Annotated in this window: 18 protein-coding genes; 10 read left to right on the top strand and 8 right to left on the bottom strand. The window is 69.1% G+C overall.

What is annotated here, in order from left to right:
* Positions 1-3: 3 nt before the first annotated feature.
* A complete protein-coding gene (locus OG933_RS43245; RefSeq protein WP_358342372.1) occupies positions 4-696 on the top strand; it encodes a TetR/AcrR family transcriptional regulator in 693 nt (230 codons plus the stop codon).
* Between the two features lie 474 nt (positions 697-1170).
* Here the strand turns inward: OG933_RS43245 and OG933_RS43250 are convergent, their stop codons facing one another.
* A complete protein-coding gene (locus OG933_RS43250; RefSeq protein ID WP_362525750.1) occupies positions 1171-2289 on the bottom strand; it encodes an acyl-CoA desaturase in 1119 nt (372 codons plus the stop codon).
* A gap of 7 nt (positions 2290-2296) precedes the next feature.
* Positions 2297-3352 carry a ferredoxin reductase gene (locus tag OG933_RS43255; RefSeq protein ID WP_405632905.1) on the bottom strand — a complete coding sequence of 352 codons (1056 nt, stop codon included), beginning with the start codon at positions 3350-3352 and terminating at the stop codon, positions 2297-2299.
* 87 nt (positions 3353-3439) lie between these two features.
* Here OG933_RS43255 and OG933_RS43260 point away from each other — a divergent pair, with 87 nt between their 5' ends.
* Both OG933_RS43260 and OG933_RS43265 read left to right on the top strand, forming a co-directional pair.
* Positions 3440-4582 (top strand): helix-turn-helix domain-containing protein, encoded by a 1143-nt coding sequence (locus OG933_RS43260; RefSeq protein ID WP_362525745.1) that lies wholly within the window; start codon positions 3440-3442, stop codon positions 4580-4582.
* Between the two features lie 169 nt (positions 4583-4751).
* Positions 4752-5096, top strand: coding sequence for a thioredoxin domain-containing protein (locus tag OG933_RS43265; protein WP_362525743.1), 345 nt, complete (start codon positions 4752-4754; stop codon positions 5094-5096).
* A gap of 187 nt (positions 5097-5283) precedes the next feature.
* On the opposite strand, the gene OG933_RS43270 is transcribed toward OG933_RS43265, so the two are convergent.
* The 3 genes from OG933_RS43270 to OG933_RS43280 all read right to left on the bottom strand — a co-directional run bounded on the left by OG933_RS43270 (position 5284) and on the right by OG933_RS43280 (position 8965).
* Positions 5284-6177, bottom strand: coding sequence for an RNA polymerase sigma-70 factor (locus OG933_RS43270; protein WP_405632907.1), 894 nt, complete (start codon positions 6175-6177; stop codon positions 5284-5286).
* A 71-nt stretch (positions 6178-6248) separates the two neighbouring features.
* Positions 6249-7427: an NAD(P)/FAD-dependent oxidoreductase gene (locus OG933_RS43275; protein WP_405632910.1), complete on the bottom strand. Its 1179-nt coding sequence runs from the start codon at positions 7425-7427 to the stop codon at positions 6249-6251.
* 497 nt (positions 7428-7924) lie between these two features.
* On the bottom strand, positions 7925-8965 hold the full coding sequence (locus tag OG933_RS43280; RefSeq protein ID WP_362525736.1) for a hypothetical protein: 1041 nt from the start codon (positions 8963-8965) through the stop codon (positions 7925-7927).
* Positions 8966-9097: 132 nt separating this feature from the next.
* Here OG933_RS43280 and OG933_RS43285 point away from each other — a divergent pair, with 132 nt between their 5' ends.
* Entirely contained in the window at positions 9098-9298 is a 201-nt protein-coding gene (locus OG933_RS43285) for a DUF3459 domain-containing protein (RefSeq protein WP_405632913.1), read from the top strand.
* Positions 9299-9484: 186 nt separating this feature from the next.
* Here the strand turns inward: OG933_RS43285 and OG933_RS43290 are convergent, their stop codons facing one another.
* The 3 genes from OG933_RS43290 to OG933_RS43300 all read right to left on the bottom strand — a co-directional run bounded on the left by OG933_RS43290 (position 9485) and on the right by OG933_RS43300 (position 13576).
* Positions 9485-9787, bottom strand: coding sequence for an antibiotic biosynthesis monooxygenase family protein (locus tag OG933_RS43290; protein WP_362525732.1), 303 nt, complete (start codon positions 9785-9787; stop codon positions 9485-9487).
* 42 nt (positions 9788-9829) lie between these two features.
* Complete coding sequence (locus tag OG933_RS43295; protein WP_405632916.1) at positions 9830-12391, bottom strand: GH32 C-terminal domain-containing protein; 2562 nt, start codon at positions 12389-12391, stop codon at positions 9830-9832.
* A 222-nt stretch (positions 12392-12613) separates the two neighbouring features.
* Positions 12614-13576 carry a carbohydrate kinase gene (locus tag OG933_RS43300; protein WP_405632918.1) on the bottom strand — a complete coding sequence of 321 codons (963 nt, stop codon included), beginning with the start codon at positions 13574-13576 and terminating at the stop codon, positions 12614-12616.
* A 251-nt stretch (positions 13577-13827) separates the two neighbouring features.
* Between OG933_RS43300 and OG933_RS43305 the strand changes: the two genes are divergently transcribed.
* The 6 genes from OG933_RS43305 (at position 13828) to OG933_RS43330 (ending at position 20384) form a co-directional block, all read left to right on the top strand.
* Complete coding sequence (locus tag OG933_RS43305) at positions 13828-14844, top strand: sugar ABC transporter substrate-binding protein (protein ID WP_362525726.1); 1017 nt, start codon at positions 13828-13830, stop codon at positions 14842-14844.
* A 149-nt stretch (positions 14845-14993) separates the two neighbouring features.
* Entirely contained in the window at positions 14994-15989 is a 996-nt protein-coding gene (locus OG933_RS43310) for an ABC transporter permease (RefSeq protein ID WP_054245057.1), read from the top strand.
* On the top strand, positions 15986-16822 hold the full coding sequence (locus OG933_RS43315; protein WP_362525724.1) for an ATP-binding cassette domain-containing protein: 837 nt from the start codon (positions 15986-15988) through the stop codon (positions 16820-16822). The genes OG933_RS43310 and OG933_RS43315 overlap by 4 nt, the downstream gene beginning before the upstream one ends.
* 76 nt (positions 16823-16898) lie before the next feature.
* On the top strand, positions 16899-17930 hold the full coding sequence (locus tag OG933_RS43320) for a LacI family DNA-binding transcriptional regulator (protein WP_405632922.1): 1032 nt from the start codon (positions 16899-16901) through the stop codon (positions 17928-17930).
* A 334-nt stretch (positions 17931-18264) separates the two neighbouring features.
* Positions 18265-18462 carry a hypothetical protein gene (locus OG933_RS43325; protein ID WP_405632925.1) on the top strand — a complete coding sequence of 66 codons (198 nt, stop codon included), beginning with the start codon at positions 18265-18267 and terminating at the stop codon, positions 18460-18462.
* Positions 18463-19124: 662 nt separating this feature from the next.
* A complete protein-coding gene (locus tag OG933_RS43330; RefSeq protein ID WP_405632927.1) occupies positions 19125-20384 on the top strand; it encodes an esterase/lipase family protein in 1260 nt (419 codons plus the stop codon).
* Positions 20385-20507: the final 123 nt, after the last annotated feature.

Here is a 20507-nt window from a genome sequence, read left to right on the forward strand (position 1 = left end):
GACATGTCGGTGGCGGACCGTGACCGAGCAGAAACCGGTGGCGATACGTGCCAGGCCGGGTATCACGCGCAGATCAAAGCGGAGAACCGCGCGCGCATCATCCGCGCCGCCCGCGACCTCTTCCTCGCCCGGGGATACGACAAGACCTCCCTGGCCCAGATCGCCAGGGAGGCCCGCGTCTCCACCGGCACCCTCTTCAAGCGGTACCCCTCCAAGGCTGCGCTGTTCGCGGCCGTCACCTCCGAACAGTGGCAGCTGGACGTGCAGTACGCCGAACCGCCCCCGCCCGGCGATCCCCGCTACGGGCTGGACCACATCGGCCGCGACTACGCCTGCCTGGTCTCGCGGCCCGGCACTGCGGCGCTGTGCCGCCTCATCATCACCGAACTTCCCCAGATGCCGGAACTCGCCGACATCGTCGGCACCGGCTTCGCCATCGACCGCGGCCCCTTCTTCGACCGGCTCCGCGACTACCTGGACGCCGAAGCGCAGGCCGGCACACTCGACTTCCGTTCGGCCGACGGACAGACACAGCCGGCATCCGCAGTGGCCGAACAGTTCCTCGGCATGATCTGCGGCCAGCTCCTGTGGCCTCAACTCGTACGCACCGACTTCGTCCCGCCCGACCCCACCGACACCACGATCGTGGACGAAGCCGTCGCCCTCATGCTCACCCGCTATCGCACCGGATCCTGAACCCCGGATCACCAGTTCACGCTGCCAGGACCCCGAGACGGCGCCCTACCGTGACGGGTGCAGTGTGCAGGTATGGGTGACTCGACCGACAACGAATACGGGCGAGCGAGACCGGTCCTCCGATCAACCAACAGCGGCCGACAGCCGAGCCCGGACCGTGGCCTCCCGGTACTGCTGACGTGCGCCCCCGGCGTCGCGCTCGGTGGCGCCTCCTGGCAGCGGGTGATCGGCAATCCGAGTGCGCGCACGCACCCGACTACCGGCCCGACCACGGCAGGTCAGCGCACTGCAACACCTCGCCGGGGGCTGTGTGCCGAGCTCCTGGCGCACGTCCGGGCAGCGCAGCCGGACACCGGGCTGCCCGGATCCCATGTCGTACGGTCTGATGTCGCGGCCGCCCATCGTCCGCAACGGATCTCACCGAAACCGGCGGTGCCGCCGGTACGGCCGAAAGATCTGAACCAATACCGGGAATCAGGCCGCGACGAGCTCCTGCTCGCGGTCCGGCGTCTTGACCTTGGGCTTCTTGTTCGGCAGCGAGAGCCGGAAGACCTTGTGCCACGCGGAGAACACCTGCTTGGGCAGCGGCCCGGTGACGTACTCCAGCTCGTACTTCTCGAACAGTGCGCGCACCTTCACCGCGACCTCGGCGTACCGGTTGCTCGGCAGGTCCGGGAACAGGTGGTGCTCGATCTGGTGCGACAGGTTGCCGGTCATGAAGTGCATGGCCCTGCTGCCGCTGATGTTCGCCGAGCCCATCATCTGGCGCAGGTACCACTGGCCGCGCGTCTCGCCCTTGATCGACCGGCGCTCGAAGACCTGCACGCCCTCGGGGAAGTGCCCGCACATGATCACCGAGTGGGTCCAGATGTTGCGGACCAGGTTCGCGGTGAACGTGGCGGCGAGCGTGGTGAGGAACGACGGGCCCGAGAGCAGCGGGTGGATCACGTAGTCCTTGAGTACCTGCTTGCGGATCTTGCGGCCCACGGCCTTGGCCCGCGCGCGGAACTCCGGGTTCTTGCGGCGGCGCTTGTGCAGGTTCTTGCCGAGCTCCAGGTCGTACGCTGCGATGCCGTACTCGAAGAAGCAGGCGTTGATGAAGTTCCACAGCGGCTGGCCGAGGTGGAACGGGTGCCACCTCTGGTCCTCGTCGACGCGCATGATGCCGTAGCCGAGGTCGTTGTCCTTGCCGATCACGTTGGTGTACGTGTGGTGCAGCTCGTTGTGCGAGTGCTTCCACTGCTCGGACGGCGAGACGTGATCCCACTCCCAGGTGGTGGAGTGGATCTTCGGGTCCCGCATCCAGTCCCACTGGCCGTGCAGGATGTTGTGGCCGATCTCCATGTTGTCCATGATCTTCGCCACGGACAGACCGGCGGTGCCGATCAGCCACGCGGGCGGGAAGAACGAGAACAGCAGCACGCCCCTGCTGACCAGCTCGAGCTTGCGCTGCGCCGAGATGACCTTACGGATGTAGGCGGCGTCCTTCTCGCCGCGGCCGGCGATCACCTCGTCGCGGATCGCGTCCAGCTCGCGGCCGAGCTCCTCGATCTGCTCCGCGGTCAGGTGGGCGGTGGGGTCGATGGCGGTCAAGGTGCTCCTACCGTTCGATGTCGCAGGGGCCCGCGGCGGCGGACACACAGGTCTGGATGAGGACGCCCGGCTCGGCCTCGGTGATCTCGCCGGTGCGCAGGTCTCGGACGGCGCCGGCCTTGAGCGGCGTGATGCAGCCGAAACAGATGCCCATGCGGCACCCGGAGGGCATGAGCACGCCGGCCTCCTCGCCGACGTCCAGCAACGGCGTGGCGCCGTCCGCGTCGACGGTCTTGCCGGTGGCGCTGAACGTGACCTCGCCGCCGTCGCCGGCGACGACGATGCTGGGGCGGAAGCGTTCGGTGTGTAGGCGCTCTTGTACGCCGTGCGCGGTCCAGTGCTCTTCGGCGGCGTCGAGCAGGCCCGCGGGCCCGCAGGCCCAGGTCTCGCGCTCGGCCCAGTCGGGCACGAGTTCGTCGAGACGGGCGATGTCGAGCATGCCGTCCGTGTCGGTGTGCACCTCGGTGAGCCGCAGCTTCTTGTCCGCGACCAGGTCGTGCAGTTCGTTGCGGAAGATCACGTCCTGCGGCTGTGGCGCGCAGTGGATCATGACGACGTCGTCGAACTCGGTGTCGCGCAGCATGCCCATCACGGGCGTGATGCCGCTGCCGGCCGTCAGGTAGAGCACCTTGGCGGGCTTGGCCTGCGGCAGCACGAAGTCACCGGTCGGCTGGTCGAGCTGGATCAGCGTGCCCGGTTTCGCCCTGCGGACCAGGTGGTTGCTGACCTTGCCGTCCGGGATCGCCTTCACGGTGATCGTGACGCGGCCGTCCTGGCGGTTCGTCGGCGAGGTGAGGGAGTAGGCACGCCACAGGCGCACCCCGTCGACGTCGACCCCGATCCGCACGTACTGACCGGCCGTGTGGCCGCGCCAGCCCCGTCCCGGCCTGATCACGACAGTCGCGGCGTCACCCGTCTCGGGGTGCACGGCCTCGATGCGCCCACGCAGGTCAGCGCCCGCACGCAGCGGGCTGACCAGGTCGAGGTAGTCCGACGGCAGCAGCGGCGTCGTGACCATCTCCAGCAGTTTCCACGCCCTGCTGCGGAGGGCTGTACTCGTCATGACTCCAGCTTGCTGTGCCTCAAGGCGTAAAGTCCTGACCGCAGGACGTGAATCTGGTCGGCTGAATTGTTCGCAGGGAATAGAAACGTGAGCCATGCAATCCGGAGGGCCAGCGAACTGGCCCTGGACGAGACGACGGTCACCGTGCTTCGGGCCGCGCTGAAGACCACCGCCGACGAGGTCGTCGAGGCGATCATCGACGAGGTCCCTCCCTACGCCAACGCCCTTTCGGGCCACATGGGCGCCACCATCCGCCGAGCCGTCCGCACCGCCCTGGGGCACTACCTGGACCTCGCCAGCGGGAACGCCACAGGCGGCGACGCCGGTGACGCGGCCTACGAGCTGGGCCGCGGCGAGGTGCGCGACGGCCGTTCGATGGACGCCCTGCTCAGTGCCTACCGCGTCGGCGCCCGCGTGGCCTGGCGATGCCTGGCAGCGGGTGCCGTACCCGCAGGTCTGCCCGCCGCCGAGGTCGCCAAGTTCGCCGAGCTGACCTTCGCCTACATCGACGAGCTCTCCGCCGCGAGCGCCGCGGGCCACGCCGACGAACTGGGCGCCCGGGGCAGGGCCCACGAGCGCCACCTGGAGCACCTGGCCCGCGACCTCCTCGCCGGTGCGAGCCCGGACGTGCTGTTGGCCTCTGTTCAACGGGCCGGATGGCAGCCTCCCGTTTCGCTGACCGCGGTCCTGCTGCCCGCCGCCCAGGCCCGGCCTGCCTACCGCGTGCTCGACGACCCGAGCACCCTCGTCCTCGACGATCTGCCGGACGCCACCGGTGTGCTGCTCGTCCCCGATGCCGACCGATCACATCTCTTGCGGCAGCTGACCGACCGCACCGCCGTGGTCGGCCCGGCCCGGCCATGGACTCGTGCGTCCGCCTCGTACGCACGAGCCGTACGCGCGCGCTCCCTCTCCTCTGATATTCGCGACACCGAGGACCACCTGCCCGAGCTGGTGCTGAGCGCCGACGCGGACGCGTTCGCAGACCTGCGTGCCCGAGCCCTCGCACCGCTGCGGACCCTGCCTGCCGCGACCGCACGGCGGCTGGAGGAGACGTTGCGGGCGTGGCTGCTGCACCAGGGCAGGCGGGACGAGGTGGCGGCGGCGTTGTTCGTTCATCCCCAGACGGTCCGGTACCGGATGTCGCAGCTGCGGGAGCTGTTTCCGGATCTCGCATCGCCACACCGGGTCCTTGAACTGACGCTGGCGGTCGGTCTTCGGGTCAGCTGACGCGTACTTCGACCGTCCACGACCGCGTCCCGCGAGCGGTCCAGGAATCGTGCCTCGTTCTCGGTGCCATTGTGACGATGCGCACCGGCCCGCTCGTCGACGCGCTCATCGAGCATCTCTCGCGAGGGATGATGGGGATGGAATGACGGAACGTGAGGTCAGGAGTTTCATGGCGAAGCGGGTTCACCGACCCCGTGAGGACGCGGAGTTCAATTTCATCCTCGGGATGAGCGGAGTTCCGGTCCTCGCGTACTTCACCGGGACATGGCCCAAGGCGATCGAGCCCTGCCGGGTGATGGACCTCGTCGTGGGTGACATCGCCGACGACTACACGGGCCGCCTGACGGCCGTCCGCGCCGACATCACGCGTTGTCCGGCCGCGACCGAGCGATACGGGATCACCGGAGCCCCGTCCTACGTCCTGCTGAAGGAGGGAGAGGTGGTGGCGCACGGCACGGGGCCCATGACCGTCGCCGAGGTACGGAAGTTCCTGGACGGCCACCTCTGTCGATGACTTCGGCTCCGCGGCCCAGTCGGGCGGCAGGGCGGGGTTGACGGTCGGGGCGGTCAGCATCGGTGGGGGCAGGTGCCGGTCACCGGGGATCCTCAAGCGACGGGCTGCGCCCGCCCTGAATAGCTCGTTCCGGTCCAGGGGCCTGCCGGTCATGCTTCGGGACTGAATGGTTTCGGGACTGAATGCTTCAGGGCAGCGCCAAGCTGTTGTCGGGGGTCAGGCCGCTGAGCTTCTCGGGGTTGACCTGGAAGCGCAGGTACAGGATGCGGCCGTCGACGAGGTCGAACGAGAAGGCGCCGACCGTGTGTCCGTCGAGGGTGGCCAGGACACCGAGCTCGCCGTTGATGACGGCTGGCTCCATCGTCAGGGCGGCCAGTGCGGGCTTGGCCAGGAAACCCACGAGCCAGCGCGCGACGTGGTCGGTGCCGTGGAGGGGGCGGCGGGCGGCGGTGACCTTGCCGCCGCCGTCGGACCAAGCGGTGACCTCGGGGGCGAGCAGCTCCATGACGGCGTTCAGGTCGCCGCCCGCGCAGGCCTCCAGGAAGCGGGCGGTGATTTTCCGGCGCCGGGTCTGGTCGGCGTCGAAGCGGGGGCGGCGGGCCTGGACATGCTCGCGTGCGCGGTGGGCGATCTGGCGGACTGTCGGCTCGGGACGTTCGAGGGTCTCGGCGATCTCGGCGTGCGAGTAGCCGAAGACCTCGCGAAGCAGGAAGACGGCGCGTTCGACGGGACTGAGGGTTTCCAGCACGACCAGCATCGCGGTGGAGACGCTGTCGGCCAGTTCGGTCTCCGCGGCGATGTCGGGGGAGGTCAACAGGGGCTCGGGGAGCCACGGCCCGACGTAGGTCTCGCGGGTTGCCCGTGCGGAGGTGAGGCGGTTCAACGAGAGGTTGGTGACCGTGCGCACCAGATAGGCCTTGGGGTGGCGGATCGCGTCGTGGTCCGCGGCGCTCCAGCTCAGCCAGGTGTCCTGGAGGACGTCCTCGGCGTCGGTGACGCTGCCCAGCATGCGGTAGGCGGTGGCGAACAGGAGCCTGCGGTGTTCGATGTACGGGTCCTGCTCGTCCCTGGCGTCGACCATCGGCTCATGCTGCCAGGGCCGTAACAGGGCGGCAAGGCCCGAGATCATGGCGCTGGGAGCCTGTGCCCCCGTCATCGCGCGGGCTTGCGGGTGGCGCGGCCGCCTTTGGAGACGATGGTGGTGACGTTCATGCGCTTGCTGAGCCGGTAGGTCGTGAGCGGGCTGCCGCTGACCATCTCCTTGTACGCGACGGCGCTCCGGCCGGTGAGGTGCATGCGGCGGGGGGTTTCGTCGGCCTTGGTGAACTGGATGACGGCGTCACGGCGGCCGAGGCTGACCGGCTGGTGGAAGTAGCCGAAGCGGAACGGCTTGACGGCCTTGCCGCGCACGAGCTGCGCGATGGCGTCGGCGGTGTACTGGGCGGTGGGCAGGCCGCTCTGGCAGGAGCCGTGGATCTGTCCCCAGGCCAGACGGACGGCGGCGGCGTCGCCGATGGCGTGGATCTCCGGGTGGGAAACCGAACGCAGGGTGGCGTCGACCAGGATCAGGCCGTGGTCGTCGGTGGCGATCCCGGCGTCGGCGGCGAGCGGCGACACCTTGACGCCGGTGGTCCACAGGCAGGCGTCCGAGGGGACGAGCCGGCCGTCGGCCAGTTCGACGGCGTCGGGCAGCACCTTGGTGACGCGGGCGCCGGTCTCAAGAGTGACGCCGAGGCGGTCCAGCGCGCCGTAGAGGTAGGCGCGGGCCTTGGGACCCAGCATGCCGCCGGGCTCGTCCAGGCTGATCAGCGTGACGTTCAGGCCAGGGTGGCCATCGGCGATCTCGGTGGCCGCCTCGATGCCGGTCAGGCCCCCGCCGCAGACCGTGACCGTGCCGCCGGACGCGGCGACCTCGGTGAGGCGCGTGGCAAACCGACCGGCGGTCTCCGGGTTGTCGAGGGTGAACGCGTGGACGTCGGCACCGGGGACCTTGCCGGTCTCGGTCGAGCTTCCCAGCGCGTAGACGAGCGTGTCGTACCCGAGGGTCTTGGTGCCGTCGAGGGTGATCTGCCGGGCCTCGGGCTCGATGGCGGTGGCGGTGCCCTGGACGAACGTGACGCCGGTCCCGGCGAGCAGGTCGGGGATCTGATGGTCGGCCAGCTCCTGACCGGCGGCGATCTGGTGCATCCGCAGCCGCTCGACGAACCGGCTCGACGGGTTGACCAGGGTGATCTTCACGTCGGTCCGGCGGGTGCGGTGGGCCAGCCGGACGGCGCTGAACAAGCCCGTGTAGCCGGCGCCGAGGACGACGATGTGGTGGCCGTTGTTCATCGGATCTCCCAAGGTCGGGCACCGGCATCGGTGCCGGTGACGCCCATGGGACAAGCAGCCCGCACCGGACGTGACAGGCTGCAGATGTGAGCCGCATCACATCATGCATTGGTCGTTGGTGTGCTGACCCCAAGGGAGCCGGCCTCCGCCGGCGACTCCAGCGTCAGGCCCTCGACGGCGCAGACCGAGAGGCGCCCGCGCCCGGCTCAACGTGCCCACGCGCTGGGCGTTCCATCCTGCAGGGATATCGGCGGGACCCCGGTCTCCACGGTGGCCGTCCCATTTCGGCAATGCGCTGCTGAGCTGTCCGCGGGGGGCCGCCGCCTCATGTCTTTCGCGGCGGTTGCGGTGGACCGAGATCGAGCGCCGGCTGATCGGTGGGCGGCGGTGGTGGGGCCCCATCGAGTCCGGTCACTGCCTCCTGACGAGTCCGGTCACTGCCCCCTGAAGGGACTGCCCGGTCCCTCAGCCCCGCGGCGCCGGACGTTCCTCGACGGTCAGTCCGGCGGGTGCTGAAAGCGACTCGACCCGGCCGTCGGAGTTGAGTATGCCGGTGGCCAGGAGGTGGCCCATGTTGCTCGTGACGGAGTCGACGGGGCGGCCGGAGTCGTCGAGTGCCATGGCGGGATAGGGGCCGTGCTGGTCGGAGACCCAGAACCGGGCGCGGAAGCGGTCGGCGAGGTCGGCGGCGAAGGTCCGCCGGCGTTCGCCGTCGGGCAGTTCGAAGGCGTCGAGGAGCGCGGCCCCGGCGAGGGCCGCTTCGTAGGCGTAGCCCTGTACTTCGGCGAGGGCCAGGGGGCTTGGGCGAGGCGGCCGTCGGCGAACCGGGCTGCGTCCGCGGAGCCCTTCCAGCCCTGGTTGGTCAGACCGGTGCCGCTGTGGTCGATGTAGGAGAGGAAGCCGTCCCCGGCTCGGGCCGCGGCGTCGATCCAGCCGAGGGCCGCCTCGAGCGCGGGCAGCAGTGGTTCGATGTCGTCGGCGGGCAGGCCCCAGCGCCATGCGTCGTGGAGCAGGCAGATCCACAGGGGGGTCGCGTCGACCGTGCCGTAGTAGACGGGAGGCAGACGAAGGCCCATGCCGTCGTCGAAGACGTCGCGCCGCACCTCGTGGAGGATCTTGCCCGGCTCTTCCTCCGCGGCCGGGTCGGTGCGGGTGCCCTGCTGGGCGGCCAGGGTGCGCAGGGTGCCCAGCGCGAGGTCGGTGCCCAGGGGCGGCATCCGTGCGGCCCACAGGCTGTCGCGGCCGAAGAGCGTGAAGAACCAGGGGATGCCCGCGCCGAGGAAGGTGTCGCCGGGCGACGCAGCCGTGGCCAGGCGCAGCGAGTGGAGGTCGTCCAGACTCTGCGCGACGAGGGCGGGCAGTCGGCGGTCGTCGGCGGTGACATCCGGACGCCGCCAAGTGGGCCGGGAATCCGCGGCCTTGACGACCGCGTCGGGTTCGGAGACCTCGACGATCAGGCGCAGGTCGGTGCTCTCGCCGGGTTTGACGGTGAGGGTCCAGGTCAGCGCGCAACGCTCGGCGTCGGGCGTCGGAACCACACTTCCTCAAGTGCGCTCTGGAGGCGGACAGGTTGCGTGAGGTGATCGACCGTACGATCACCGATCTGGCGAAGGTCGGCGCCCCCGCGGAAGTCCCGCACCGCCGAAGCCAACCAGGCCGACCGCGCCTCCATGCTCCAGCTCTACCGCTCCGCCCTGCGCCTGCGCCGCACCAACCCCCACCTGCGCAGCGAGGAGTTCCGCTGGCGGGACAGCCCGGCCGACACCCTCCTCTTCGAACGCGGCAACGGCCTGCTGTGCGCGGTCAACCTCTCCGACCACCCGATCCCGCTCCCGTACCCGGCAGCCCCCTCCTGGCCTCAGGAGCACTGACCAGGAACGGGCTGCTGCCCCCCGACACCACCGTCCTGCTGCACCTGGACTGACGGACGGACGGCGACGCCCGGCTCGGCCGCTTCGCGGGCATGGTCGGCGTGCTCCGGGATGATGTGAGAGATGCCGCACCGCCGCGTCGCCGAAGCCAGGTGCGGCCGATCTGTCCCAGTTCGACCTGGCTCGTTACGTATTCGTGGCCAGCGGGTTCAGGAAGGTCAGCACGGAGGCGTCCTCTTCGATCAGCGGGACGAGGACGGCGTTGAACGGGCCGCCGTACGGGGCGTTCAGGTGCGCCTGGAAGGCGTCCTCGTCCCGGTACACCTCGAAGATCCAGAAGGCGCGCCCGTCGGCCGCCTTGGTGTAGACGTCGAAGGCGATGTTGCCTTCCTCCTCGCGCACCTTCAGGGCGTAGTCGCCGATCAGACGGGCGACCTCGTCCTCGGCTCCCTCGCGGGCGGTGAACTCGGCGAGCAGGGTCTTCTTCACGGTCTCGTTCTCCTTGTCAGTGGCGGACGTCAGTCTCAGGGGTCACTCGTGGGCGGAGCCGAGGTGCCAGACAACGGCCTTGTCCAGTTTCACCGAGCCGTTCTCGGCGAAGACCTGCACTCCCTGGCTGGCGGGGTCGGGGAAGATCTGGTCGGTGATCGCGGCCTCGCCGCTGCCGCCGAAGACCTCGACGGACGACCAGTCGACGAGGATCCGCAGCTTCACCTTGCCGTTCTCGGCCTTCAGCGGTGCGGTCTGGATGCCGGGGAAGGTGCTGTTGAAGTCGACGGCGCCGGAGCGGGTGCGGTCGACGTACAGCTCCTGTGTTGTGGCGTCGTAGCCGATGACGGTCCCCTCACCAGCGGCTCCCGTGCGTACCTTCAGACCGAACCGGTCGGCGTCCTCGAGGGAGAACGTCGCCTCGATGTCGAGCGCCTTGCCCTGGGCCGCGGGACCGATCAGTGTCTCGGAGGTGTTCTTTACGGTGACGCCGGACGCCGACACCGCGTTCGGCTGCCGCAGGGACGTCACGCTGTTCACGGGCTCGCTGGTCAGCCGGATACTGCCGTCGACCGTACGCAGGGCCATCTCCCGGGGGATGCTCTGCGCGCCGCGCCAGGGTGACGTGGGGACGACCCCGCTGTAGTCCCAGTTGTTCATCCAGCCGATCATGTACCGCTTGCCGCCCGGCGCGTCCTCCCAGGACACCGCCGCGTAGTAGTCCTTGCCGTGGTCGGCCCAGTCGGCGCGTTGTACGACGGACTTTGCGGCCGTTTCGGCGGCGGTGAACCGGTCGGCGAGGAGGTGGCCCCAGCCGGAGGTGTTCATGTCGACGATCTGGATCTGCGCCTGCTTGCCGACGTAGGGGCGCATGTCGAAGGAGGCCCAGTCCAGGGTCTCGCTGTTGGAGCCGGTGGCGCTGCGGACGACCTTGCCGTCGACGATCAGGTTGACGGCCGTCTCCTGGGAGACGGGCTGAGCCTGGGTGTCCGAGAGCATGATGTGGTCGACGTTTATGTGGCCCCAGCCGCCGCTGCTGTCGTCGACGATCTTGATCTGCGCCTTCTTGCCGGCGAGGTCCTTGACGTCCCAGGAGGCCCAGTTGAGCGCCTCGCCGTCCTGTCCGGTGGCGCTGCGGACCACGTTGCCGTCGACGAGCAGTTCGACCGCGGTCGGGCTGTCCGAACCGGTGGGGTGGTTGCCGCCGCCCACAAGGAAGTTGACGTAGTTCTTGTCGAGGGTGAACTCGGGCGAGGTGAGGGTGCCGGTGCTGGTGTCGCCGTCCAGGTAGCTGTTGACCAGGCCGTCGCCCAGGAAGCCGGAGACTTCCTGCTGGTTGCCGAGGGTGCCGGTGGCTGGTGAGGTGCCGAAGGCGTCCCCGGTCGTCGTCCAGTCGCCGTAGGTGCCGCCCTCGAAGTCGGCGATGACCGTGCCCGCGGGCGGCGGGCCCTGCTCCATGACGGTTCCGTCGACGTGCGGGTGCCGACCACCACCTACCTTGAAGTTCAGGTACTTGCTGTCGACGGTGAAGGAGGGCGAGGTCAGGGTGCCGGTGGAGGCGTCACCCGAGTGGAAGCTGTTGGCGAGACCCTTGCCGTCGTAGCCGGAGACGGCCCCCTGTCCGTCCACCGCCCCTGCGGCCGGCGCGGTACCGAACGCGGTGCCCGTGGCCGTCCACGAGCCGAAGTCGGTGCCCTCGAAGTCCTGCACCACCGTGCCGGTGGGCGGGGTGTAGGTGCCCTTGTCCTCGGCGGTGAACTTGGTGCCGTCGAAGTCGCCGACGAAGTACTGGGCGGCCGAACCGCCCGCGATGCCACCGGGGTTGATGTTGACGACCAGCACCCACTTGATCTTCTTCTTGTTCCCGTCGACCGCCAGGGGGAACAGGTCGGGGCACTCCCACACCCCTCCGGTCGCCCCGGACGGCCCGAACTCGCTCTGCAGCGTCCAGTCCTTGAGGTTCTTGGACGAGTAGAACCGCACCTTGTGCTCGGCGGACATCGACACCGTCATCAGCCAGCTCTTCGTCGGCGCGTACCACTGGACCTTGGGGTCGCGGAAGTCCTTGGAGCCGATGTCGATGACGGGATTGCCCTGATACCTGGTCCAGGTGCGGCCGCGGTCGGTGCTGTAGGCGAGCGACTGCGCCTGGATGCCCGTGTCCTTCTTGTGGCTGGTGTAGATCGCCACCATGGGCGGGTTCTTCTTCGTGCCGAAGCCGGTGGTGTTGTCCCGGTCGACGACCGCGCTGCCGGAGAACACCATCTCCTTGTCGTCGTGCGACAGGGCGAGCGGCAGCTGCTTCCAGTGCACGAGATCCTTGCTGACGGCGTGGCCCCAGGACATGTCGCCCCAGGAGTTGCCGTTGGGGTTGTACTGGTAGAAGAGGTGGTATTCGCCCTCGTAGTACACGAGGCCGTTGGGGTCGTTCATCCAGTTCTTCTCCGGCGTGAAGTGGAACTGGGGCCGGTAGGTCTCGGAGTACGGCGGGGTGTCGGCGGCTACGGCCTGGGGGGCGAGCGGGGCCGCGGACAGGGCGCAGACGGTCGCCACCGCCGCGGCCGTCCGTGTGCGGGCATGCCGGGATACGCGTCCAGAGCTCATGATGTCTCCTGTGCTGCGGCCGGCCGCGCAGCGAAGCCTGCTGCCCGGCGCGGATCCGGCCGAAAAAGTGACGCCTTGCCGGCCCGTCGTCCACGACACCGGCGAGGAGTGTCATCGTTGACTTGTGTCATCGATGACACCGAGTGGCCCGATGATGGGGGCAACCCGGCCGATACGTCAACGGTCAGGCCGTGATGTTCTGCCGAGCGGCATGCTGGCCCGTCAGGCGCGGTCGGCTGCGGCGAACTGCGCCAGCTGGCTCTGCCACGGCGGGTTCGGGCCGACGACAGAGCAGGTCAGGGCTGCTACGCGGGTGCCGAAGCGGCAGGCTTCCGCGACATCGTCCAAGCAGAGTTCCGTCAGCCGGCCCCCCAGGAGCCCACGAGCGCCGAGGTGGTGCAGCAGGCCGGCGGTGAAGGAGTCGCCTGCCCCGACCGTGTCGGCGACGCTCGTCGAGACGGCGGGCACCTGGACCTGTTCGCCGTCGAGCGAGGCCAGGACACCGTCGGCACCGCGCGTGATCACAACGAGCCGCGCCCCGGCCGCGTGCCAGATGTCGCACGCCCGCTCGGGCGGGGTGCCCGGCAGCAGGAGTTCCAGGTCGTCCTCGCTCAGCCGCAGCACGTCGGCGAGGCTGCACCAGTGCGCCAGGCGGGCCCGGTAGACGTCCGGATGGACCAGCAGCGGCCGGACGTTGGGGTCGATGCTGATCGTCGCGCGAGGGGCCGCGGCCGCCAGGAATTCCTCGACCACCGTCGCGCCGGGCTGCTGGACCAGGGCCAGGGATCCGGTGTGCAGGCAGGCGGTTTCGGACAGGTCGACGCGCGCCAGTTCCTCGGGCGTCCACTGCCAGTCGGCCGTCTTCTGGGCGTGGAAGGAGAACGCGGCCTGCCCCTGGGCATCCAGCTCCGCCACGGCCAGGGTGCTGGGCTCCGCGGCCTGCACGGCGTCCGACAGGTCCACCCCCGACGCCTGGAGATGGGCACGGAACAGGCGGCCGAACACGTCGCCCGACAGGCGCGCGAGGAAGCGGGCCGGGGTACCGAGACGGGCCAGGGACACCGCCGTGTTCGCAGGTCCGCCGCCCGGCAGTACACGCAGGGCGAGTTCGTTCGAGGTGTTCGCGGGTTCGGCGAACGCGTCCGCGACGCATTCCCCCAGGACGGTGATCTGACGCGGGTTCATGGGCTGCTCTTCTCTGGCGGTCGTACGGGGCGTGCCGGTCATGCGGGAAGGCGGCTGCCGGACAGCCGCGCTGGGCGGCGGCCACGGATGTTTGCCGATTTGTGACGAGCGCGGGGCATTGACGTTTCCGGGAGACGGAGTCCATCATCCTCGCCAGGCAGTGTCAACGATGACATAAGTCAACGATGACACCCCGGGCGGCGTGCTCTGATCCCCAATTCGTGCCGCTCGCTATCTCACAGGAGTCGATCATGTCTCGCACCACTCGCCTGTCCTCCTCCCTCCTCAGAGCCGCAGCGGTCACGGGCGTCGCGGCACTCACCCTGACGGCCTGCGGGTCCGGCTCCGGATCGGGCTCCACGAGCTCCGGCTCGGGCGAGGTGAAAGTCGGTCTGATCACCAAGACCGACACCAACCCGTTCTTCGTGAAGATGAAGGAGGGCGCGGAGAAGGCCGCCAAGGAGAACGGTGCCCAACTGTCCACCGCAGCGGGCAAGTTCGACGGGGACAACGCCGGGCAGGTCACCGCCATCGAGAACATGGTGGCCGCGGGGGTGAAGGGCATCCTGATCACCCCGAGCGACTCCAAGGCGATCGTGCCCGCGATCCAGAAGGCCCGTGCCAAGGGTGTTCTGGTCATCGCACTGGACACGCCGACCGAGCCGGAGAGCGCGGTCGACGCTCTCTTCGCCACCGACAACCTCAAGGCCGGTGAGCTGGTCGGCGAGTACGCCAAGGCCGCCATGAAGGGCAAGACGGCGAAGATAGCCGCCCTCGACCTGGCGCCGGGCGTGTCCGTCGGCGTCCAGCGACACAACGGTTTCCTCAAGGGCTTCGGCGCCACCGACAAGGACGTCGTGTGCGCCCAGGACACCGGTGGCGACCAGGCCAAGGGCCAGACCGCGATGGAGAACTGCCTCCAGAAGTCACCCGACATCAACGTCGTCTACACCATCAACGAACCGGCGGCCCTTGGCGCGTACACCGCGTTGAAGGCCAAGGGCCGGGAGAAGGACGTCCTGATCGTCTCCGTCGACGGCGGCTGCACCGGCACGCAGGCCGTCAAGGACGGCAAGATCGCCGCGACTTCGCAGCAGTACCCGCTGAAGATGGCCGCCGAGGGCGTCAAGGCAGTCGTGACATACGCCAAGGACGGCAAGAAGGCGTCCGGCTACACCGACACCGGGGTCACGCTGATCACCGACAAGGCGCAGACCGGGGTCACGTCGAAGGACACCGCATTCGGCCTGGACAACTGCTGGGGCTGAGGCCCCAGGACCGTACGACTCCGCCACTCCACTCAGCGGGGCGGTCGGCCCACCTCCCCGACCGGGGGCGGCCGCCCCCCTTGTCCCGTCGGCGGGGCTTCCGCCCTCGTCCTCCGACAAGGACATCTGTCTTCCGACAAGGACTTCGCATGACAGCCACGACAACGCCGTACTCGGAGCTCAAGGCACCGACCACGGCCCGCAGACTGCTCACGGCGCCGACCACCGGACCCCTGGCAGCCCTCCTCCTGGCCTGCGCCTTCTTCTCCTTCTCGACCGACCAGTTCCTGACCGGCGGGAACTTCTCGCTGATCGTGCAACAGGTCATGGTCGTGGGCACCCTCGCCATCGGGCAGACCCTGATCATCCTCACGGCGGGGATCGACCTGTCGTGCGGGGCCGTGATGGCGTTCGGCAGCATCGTGATCGCCAAGATGGCCGCCGAGGGCTCCCTGCCCCCGCTCCTCGCCATCGCCCTGGGCCTGGCGGTCTGCGGCGGGTTCGGTCTGCTCAACGGGCTGCTGGTGCAGAAGATCCCGCTGCCGCCGTTCATCGTCACCCTCGGCATGCTCAACGTGGCGTTCGCGCTGACCCACATCTACTCCGAGGAGCAGACGGTCACCAACCTGCCCGGCCCGCTGACAGCCCTCGGAGAGACCTTCCCGCTGGGCCACACGGACATCACGTACGGCTCCCTCGTCACGATCGCTTTGTTCCTCGTCCTCGCCTACGCGCTGAGCAGCACCGGGTGGGGCCGGCACGTGTACGCCCTGGGCAACAGCGCCGAGGCCGCCCGGCTGAACGGCATCCGCACCTCCCGCCTCACCATCGGCATCTACACCGTCGCCGGCCTGCTGTACGGCATCGCCGCCCTGCTGCTCATCTCCCGCACCGGAGTCGGCGACCCGCAGGCGGGGCAGACCGACAACCTCGACAGCATCACCGCCGTGGTCCTCGGCGGCACCAGCCTCTTCGGCGGACGCGGCTCGGTCCTGGGCACCTTCATCGGCGTCCTCATCGTCGGCGTGTTCCGCAACGGCCTCCAGCTGATGGGCGTCGCCTCCATCTACCAGACCCTGATCACCGGAGTCCTGGTCATCCTCGCGGTGACCGTCGACCAGCTCTCCCGGAAGAAGGCACGATGACCGCCACCTCCTCCCACACGCCCGTGCTGCAGGCCCGCGGTCTGGTCAAGCGGTACGGCCAGGTCACCGCCATCGACGGCGCCGACTTCGACCTGCTTCCCGGCGAGGTCCTCGCCGTCATCGGCGACAACGGCGCCGGCAAGACCAGCCTGATCAAAGCCCTCACCGGCGCGGTGACCCCCGACGCGGGCGAGATACGGCTCAACGGCGAGCCCATCACCTTCTCCGGCCCGCAGAGCGCCCGCGCCCACGGCATCGAGACCGTTTATCAGGACCTCGCCGTGGCCGCCTCCATGGACATCGCCTCGAACATGTTCCTCGGGCGCGAGCTGCGCCGCCCCGGCGCCCTCGGCACGGTCTTCCGCATGCTGGACAAGAAACGCATGCGCCAGGAGGCCGCCGAGCACATGGCCGACCTGAAGATCGGACTGCGCTCGCTGACGCAGTCGGTGGAGACGCTCTCCGGCGGACAGCGGCAGGCCGTCGCGGTCGCCCGTTCCGTCGCCTGGGCCCGCTCCGTCGTCGTCATGGACGAACCCACCGCCGCCCTCGGCGTCAAGGAGTCCGGCCAGGTCCTCGACCTGATCCGCCGGGTCCGCGACAAGGGCATGCCGGTCGTCCTGATCAGTCACAACATGCCCCACGTCTTCGAGATCGCCGACCGGATCCACGTCCACCGCCTCGGCCGGCGCGCTGCCGTGATCAAGCCCTCCGACTATTCCATGGCCGAGGTCGTCGCCATCATGACCGGCGCGCTCACCGTCGACGAAGCCGGAGATACTGTCGTAGCGGATTCGGAGGCCGCGAAGGCCGCCGGAGTCCAGGCCACCTGACAGCACAACCCCGCTCTCGCAGTCTCCGGCCAAGGCCGTGGCCGGAACCGAGAGCCCTCAGGAGACGGTTTCCTCCATGGCAGCGAACCGCCGCCCCACCCTGGCCGATGTCGCCCGAGAAGTCGGCGTCAGCGCCAAGACGGTTTCCCGAGTCCTCAACGAGGACGGACCCGCCTCCGCGCAGACCAGGGAACAGGTACTGGCCGCAGTGGCCAAGCTCGGCTTCCAGCCGAACCTCATGGCCCGCAACATCCGCGTCGGCGGCCCGGACACCACCATCGGTCTGGTCATCCCCGATCTCGCCAACCCCTTCTTCGGAGCTGTGGCTCGCGCCATCGAGGACACCGTCCGCGAACGCGGACTGACCCTGCTCATGGGCTCCTCCGCGGACGACCCCGAGCGCGAACGTGCTCTGACGGACAAGTTCCTCGCCCGCCGCGTCAGCATCCTGATCGTCGTCCCGTCCGTCGGCGCCGACCACTCCCACCTCAAGTCCCAGCGCACGGCTGGACTGCCAGTGATCTTCCTCGACCGACCCGGAGTCGGCCTCGCCACGGACAGCATCGTCAGCTCCAACCGCGCCGGAGCCCACGACGGCGTCGCCCACCTCGTCGCCCACGGACACCGGCGCATCGGCTTCGTCGGCGACCTGCCCCTGAAGCTGTACACCCGCCGTGAACGACTGGCCGGCTACCGCTCGGCACTCCAGGAAGCCGACATCGCCTACGACCGCTCGCTCGTCGCCAACGCCCACGACCAGCGGGGGGCCGAAGCCGCGACCGCCCAACTCCTCGGCCTGGCCGATCCACCCACCGCGCTGTTCGCCGGCAACAACATCATGGCGCTGGGGATAGTCGCCGAACTGGCACGCAGCAAGCGCAAGGACGTCGCCGTCGTCGCCTTCGACGACGTCTCGCTCGCCGAGGCACTCGAGCCGGCCCTGACCGCCGTAGCCCAGGACGCGGAAGAACTCGGCAGAACAGCAGCGACCACCGCGCTGACCCGCCTGGACGGGGACCGCACTCGAGCGCGCACCATCACCGTTCCCACCCGGCTGATCGTCCGAGGCTCGGGCGAGCTCCCTGTCCCCGCGCTACAGGAAGCGTGACGCCGTGACGTGCGTTGGGTCGTTCACCTCCCGGTTGATCGATCCGGAACGAGAGTCAGTGCTGCACTATTACGCACTGACCGTGGTGTGGTTCCAGAAAACCGGCGGTGCACCGGGGCGCAGTCCAGTGGCACCCGCCTCAAGGTTTGCTGCCACGGGGCGGATGTCATGGAGGGGCAGTCGGCGGTTCGGCTGGCCGCTGTGTCTGGAGAATTCTGACCCCCGGCTCGCTGTTCTCGTCGACGTGCGGTTGTTGCCCATGTAGGGGTGACTGCCCGAGCGGGCTCGTGGTGCGTAGCCCCAGCGGACTGGCCACTCCCGCAAGGCCCAGGACGTGCCGGGCCGTCAGACGGGTCGGCACGTCCTGGGATCGGTCTCCCAGCACTCCAACATCAAGCTGCACACGGTCGCCGAGAGGGTGATCGACTGGGCGCTGGGGCGTCAGCCGCTGCCGGAGCCGGTGGGTCATGAGCTGGGCGAGGCCGTAGAGCGCCGCTCGCGGCAGGGCGATGCGCCGGACCAGCCTCGGTAGGGCGCTCAGGGGTTGAGGGCCTGTTCGAGGGTGGGGTGGCAGGTGATGAGGGCGTTGATGCCGCCAACTGCAGGACGTACAGGACGGGCTTTTGCGCCAGCGATCCGCCATCCGTCGGCGCTGCTGGCGGCCTGGCGGCCTGGCGGCCTGGCGTGCGGTGACGTGGCGTCGGCCCTGACTACGTGTTCTTGACCTCGGGGGCCGTTCACGCTCTAGAGGCCACCGTCGCGGCGATCAGCCCGATCGCAGCCGGGGGGCGGGATCAGGAGTCGTCATGTGTCACCCGGTGAAACGCCATCCGCCGAAGGCGGGGACCTACGGCATCTCCCATCCGGAGCTGCCCGAACTGCGCGCCCCAGGAGCACGACGTCGCGCGCTTTCTGCGCCCGGAAATCGACGCCTCAGGCCTCGACGGCATCCTCACCCTCACCGAACGCATAGCAGCGCGCCGCAGCATCACCGGCTTTCATGACCTGCTGGCAAGCGACAACGAGTGGGAGCCGGGCACGCCCCGCGTACGCGAGGCGCCAGGAAAGGAGTGAAAAAGGCTGTTTCATCCCTGGGAAGAGTGATCTCACCGCATTCGGGCGGGGAACGGATGCGCGCGCCGAGACGATATCCGCGTTCGGCATGACCGGCCGCACCATCAAGGAGTCGTCGAAATGTCCAAGCCTGTCGTCAATATCTGGGGTACCCCTGAAAGGGCTGAGCCCTCAGCCGCGCAAGCGGAGCCCTGGGACACCAAGTGGGATCTCCGTAACCCGGCCACGAGCGGCACCGCCTGGGTGTTCTACAGCTCCTCCGACCAGACGGCCGTCCAGCGGCCGGTGATCCTCTCCGACGGCTTCGCCCCGGGAGCCAGCAACGGCCGGCAGCTCTACGACGGCCTGGAGAACGGGGCCTACCCGTTCATCTCCACGCTGCGCGAGGCCGGCTTCGACGTCGTCCTGCTCGGCTACGCCGACCGCACAGCGTCCATCCCCGACAACGCCGCCGTCGCGATCGAGTGCATCATGCGGACGATCGCCGACCGCGTGGGCGACGCCCCGCTGACAGTGGGCGGCTTCAGCATGGGAGGACTGGTCACCCGCTATGCCCTGGCCAAGATGGAGCGCCAGCGGATGAGCCACGAGACCGCCACCTACCTCTCCTACGACACCCCGCACTGCGGCGCGTGGCTGCCCCTGGGAGTCCAGGCGTTCGCCCACTTCGTGAAGGAACACTGGGGCAGTGACAACCAACTCCTCAGCGCCTACTCCGACCTGGTCAACAGCCCCGCCGCGCGCCAGATGCTGCGCTGGCACCTCGCCACCGCCACCGACACCACCCTCGACGTCGCCGCCGGCCAGCACCAGGACCGGACCGACTTCCTGAACGCACTCGAGCGGATGGGCGACTGGCCCCAGATCCCCCGTCTGCTCGGTGTCGCCAACGGAACGGGCACCGGCACCGGGAACAGCATCCCCGCTGACGACGCCGCGATGGCCGCCCTCGGACCGAACGTGAGCGCCCAGCTGCGCACCCAGGGACCGGGAAGGCAGACTGTCGCCCAGATGGCTGAGGCACGCGAGGCCCCGGTCTCCATCAACACCACCGGTTTTCCCGAGCTCGACGGCGCTCCCGGCGGCCTCTTCCCCAAGGCCCCCCTGCTGGGTGACGCCGCCAACTTCGGCATGGCCGCCATGCTGGCCGGCCTCGTCAACGGCGATCCGGCGGAACTCACGCACAACACCTCCACCTTCGTCCCCACCATCAGCGCCGTGGCATCGGCCGACATCGACGACCACAACGCTCTCTACAGCAAAGTCGAACGCGAAGAGAGCCGGCTCCACGACTTCCTCTGCGCCACCAGTAACGAGGGCCACACGGTCATGACCCGAGAACTCGGTGAGTGGATCGTGGCCAAGCTCCAGGAAGCGTAAGCAGCCGACTTAGGCGGCCGGGTCTTCACCAGAACGGGAAGCATCAGGCCCTGGGGCTCGCCCCGGGGCCTGTGCGCTGCGACGGAGTACGGCGTAGCTGCCATGTCGGCCTGCGTGTGTCCT

Origin of the sequence: Streptomyces sp. NBC_00016, from assembly GCF_045040885.1 — a bacterium.
Taxonomy (GTDB): Bacteria; Actinomycetota; Actinomycetes; order Streptomycetales; family Streptomycetaceae; genus Streptomyces; species Streptomyces coriariae.

Excerpts from the sequence above, each read along its gene's own strand:
- OG933_RS43245 (WP_358342372.1), top strand. The coding sequence starts at position 4 with ATGTCGGTGGCGGACCGTGACCGAGCAGAAACCGGTGGCGATACGTGC.
- OG933_RS43255 (WP_405632905.1), bottom strand. The coding sequence starts at position 3,352 with ATGACGAGTACAGCCCTCCGCAGCAGGGCGTGGAAACTGCTGGAGATG.
- OG933_RS43265 (WP_362525743.1), top strand. The coding sequence starts at position 4,752 with ATGGCGAAGCGGGTTCACCGACCCCGTGAGGACGCGGAGTTCAATTTC.
- OG933_RS43270 (WP_405632907.1), bottom strand. The coding sequence starts at position 6,177 with ATGGTCGACGCCAGGGACGAGCAGGACCCGTACATCGAACACCGCAGG.
- OG933_RS43275 (WP_405632910.1), bottom strand. The coding sequence starts at position 7,427 with ATGAACAACGGCCACCACATCGTCGTCCTCGGCGCCGGCTACACGGGC.
- OG933_RS43285 (WP_405632913.1), top strand. The coding sequence starts at position 9,098 with ATGCTCCAGCTCTACCGCTCCGCCCTGCGCCTGCGCCGCACCAACCCC.
- OG933_RS43295 (WP_405632916.1), bottom strand. The coding sequence starts at position 12,391 with ATGAGCTCTGGACGCGTATCCCGGCATGCCCGCACACGGACGGCCGCG.
- OG933_RS43300 (WP_405632918.1), bottom strand. The coding sequence starts at position 13,576 with ATGAACCCGCGTCAGATCACCGTCCTGGGGGAATGCGTCGCGGACGCG.
- OG933_RS43305 (WP_362525726.1), top strand. The coding sequence starts at position 13,828 with ATGTCTCGCACCACTCGCCTGTCCTCCTCCCTCCTCAGAGCCGCAGCG.
- OG933_RS43310 (WP_054245057.1), top strand. The coding sequence starts at position 14,994 with ATGACAGCCACGACAACGCCGTACTCGGAGCTCAAGGCACCGACCACG.
- OG933_RS43315 (WP_362525724.1), top strand. The coding sequence starts at position 15,986 with ATGACCGCCACCTCCTCCCACACGCCCGTGCTGCAGGCCCGCGGTCTG.
- OG933_RS43320 (WP_405632922.1), top strand. The coding sequence starts at position 16,899 with ATGGCAGCGAACCGCCGCCCCACCCTGGCCGATGTCGCCCGAGAAGTC.
- OG933_RS43330 (WP_405632927.1), top strand. The coding sequence starts at position 19,125 with ATGTCCAAGCCTGTCGTCAATATCTGGGGTACCCCTGAAAGGGCTGAG.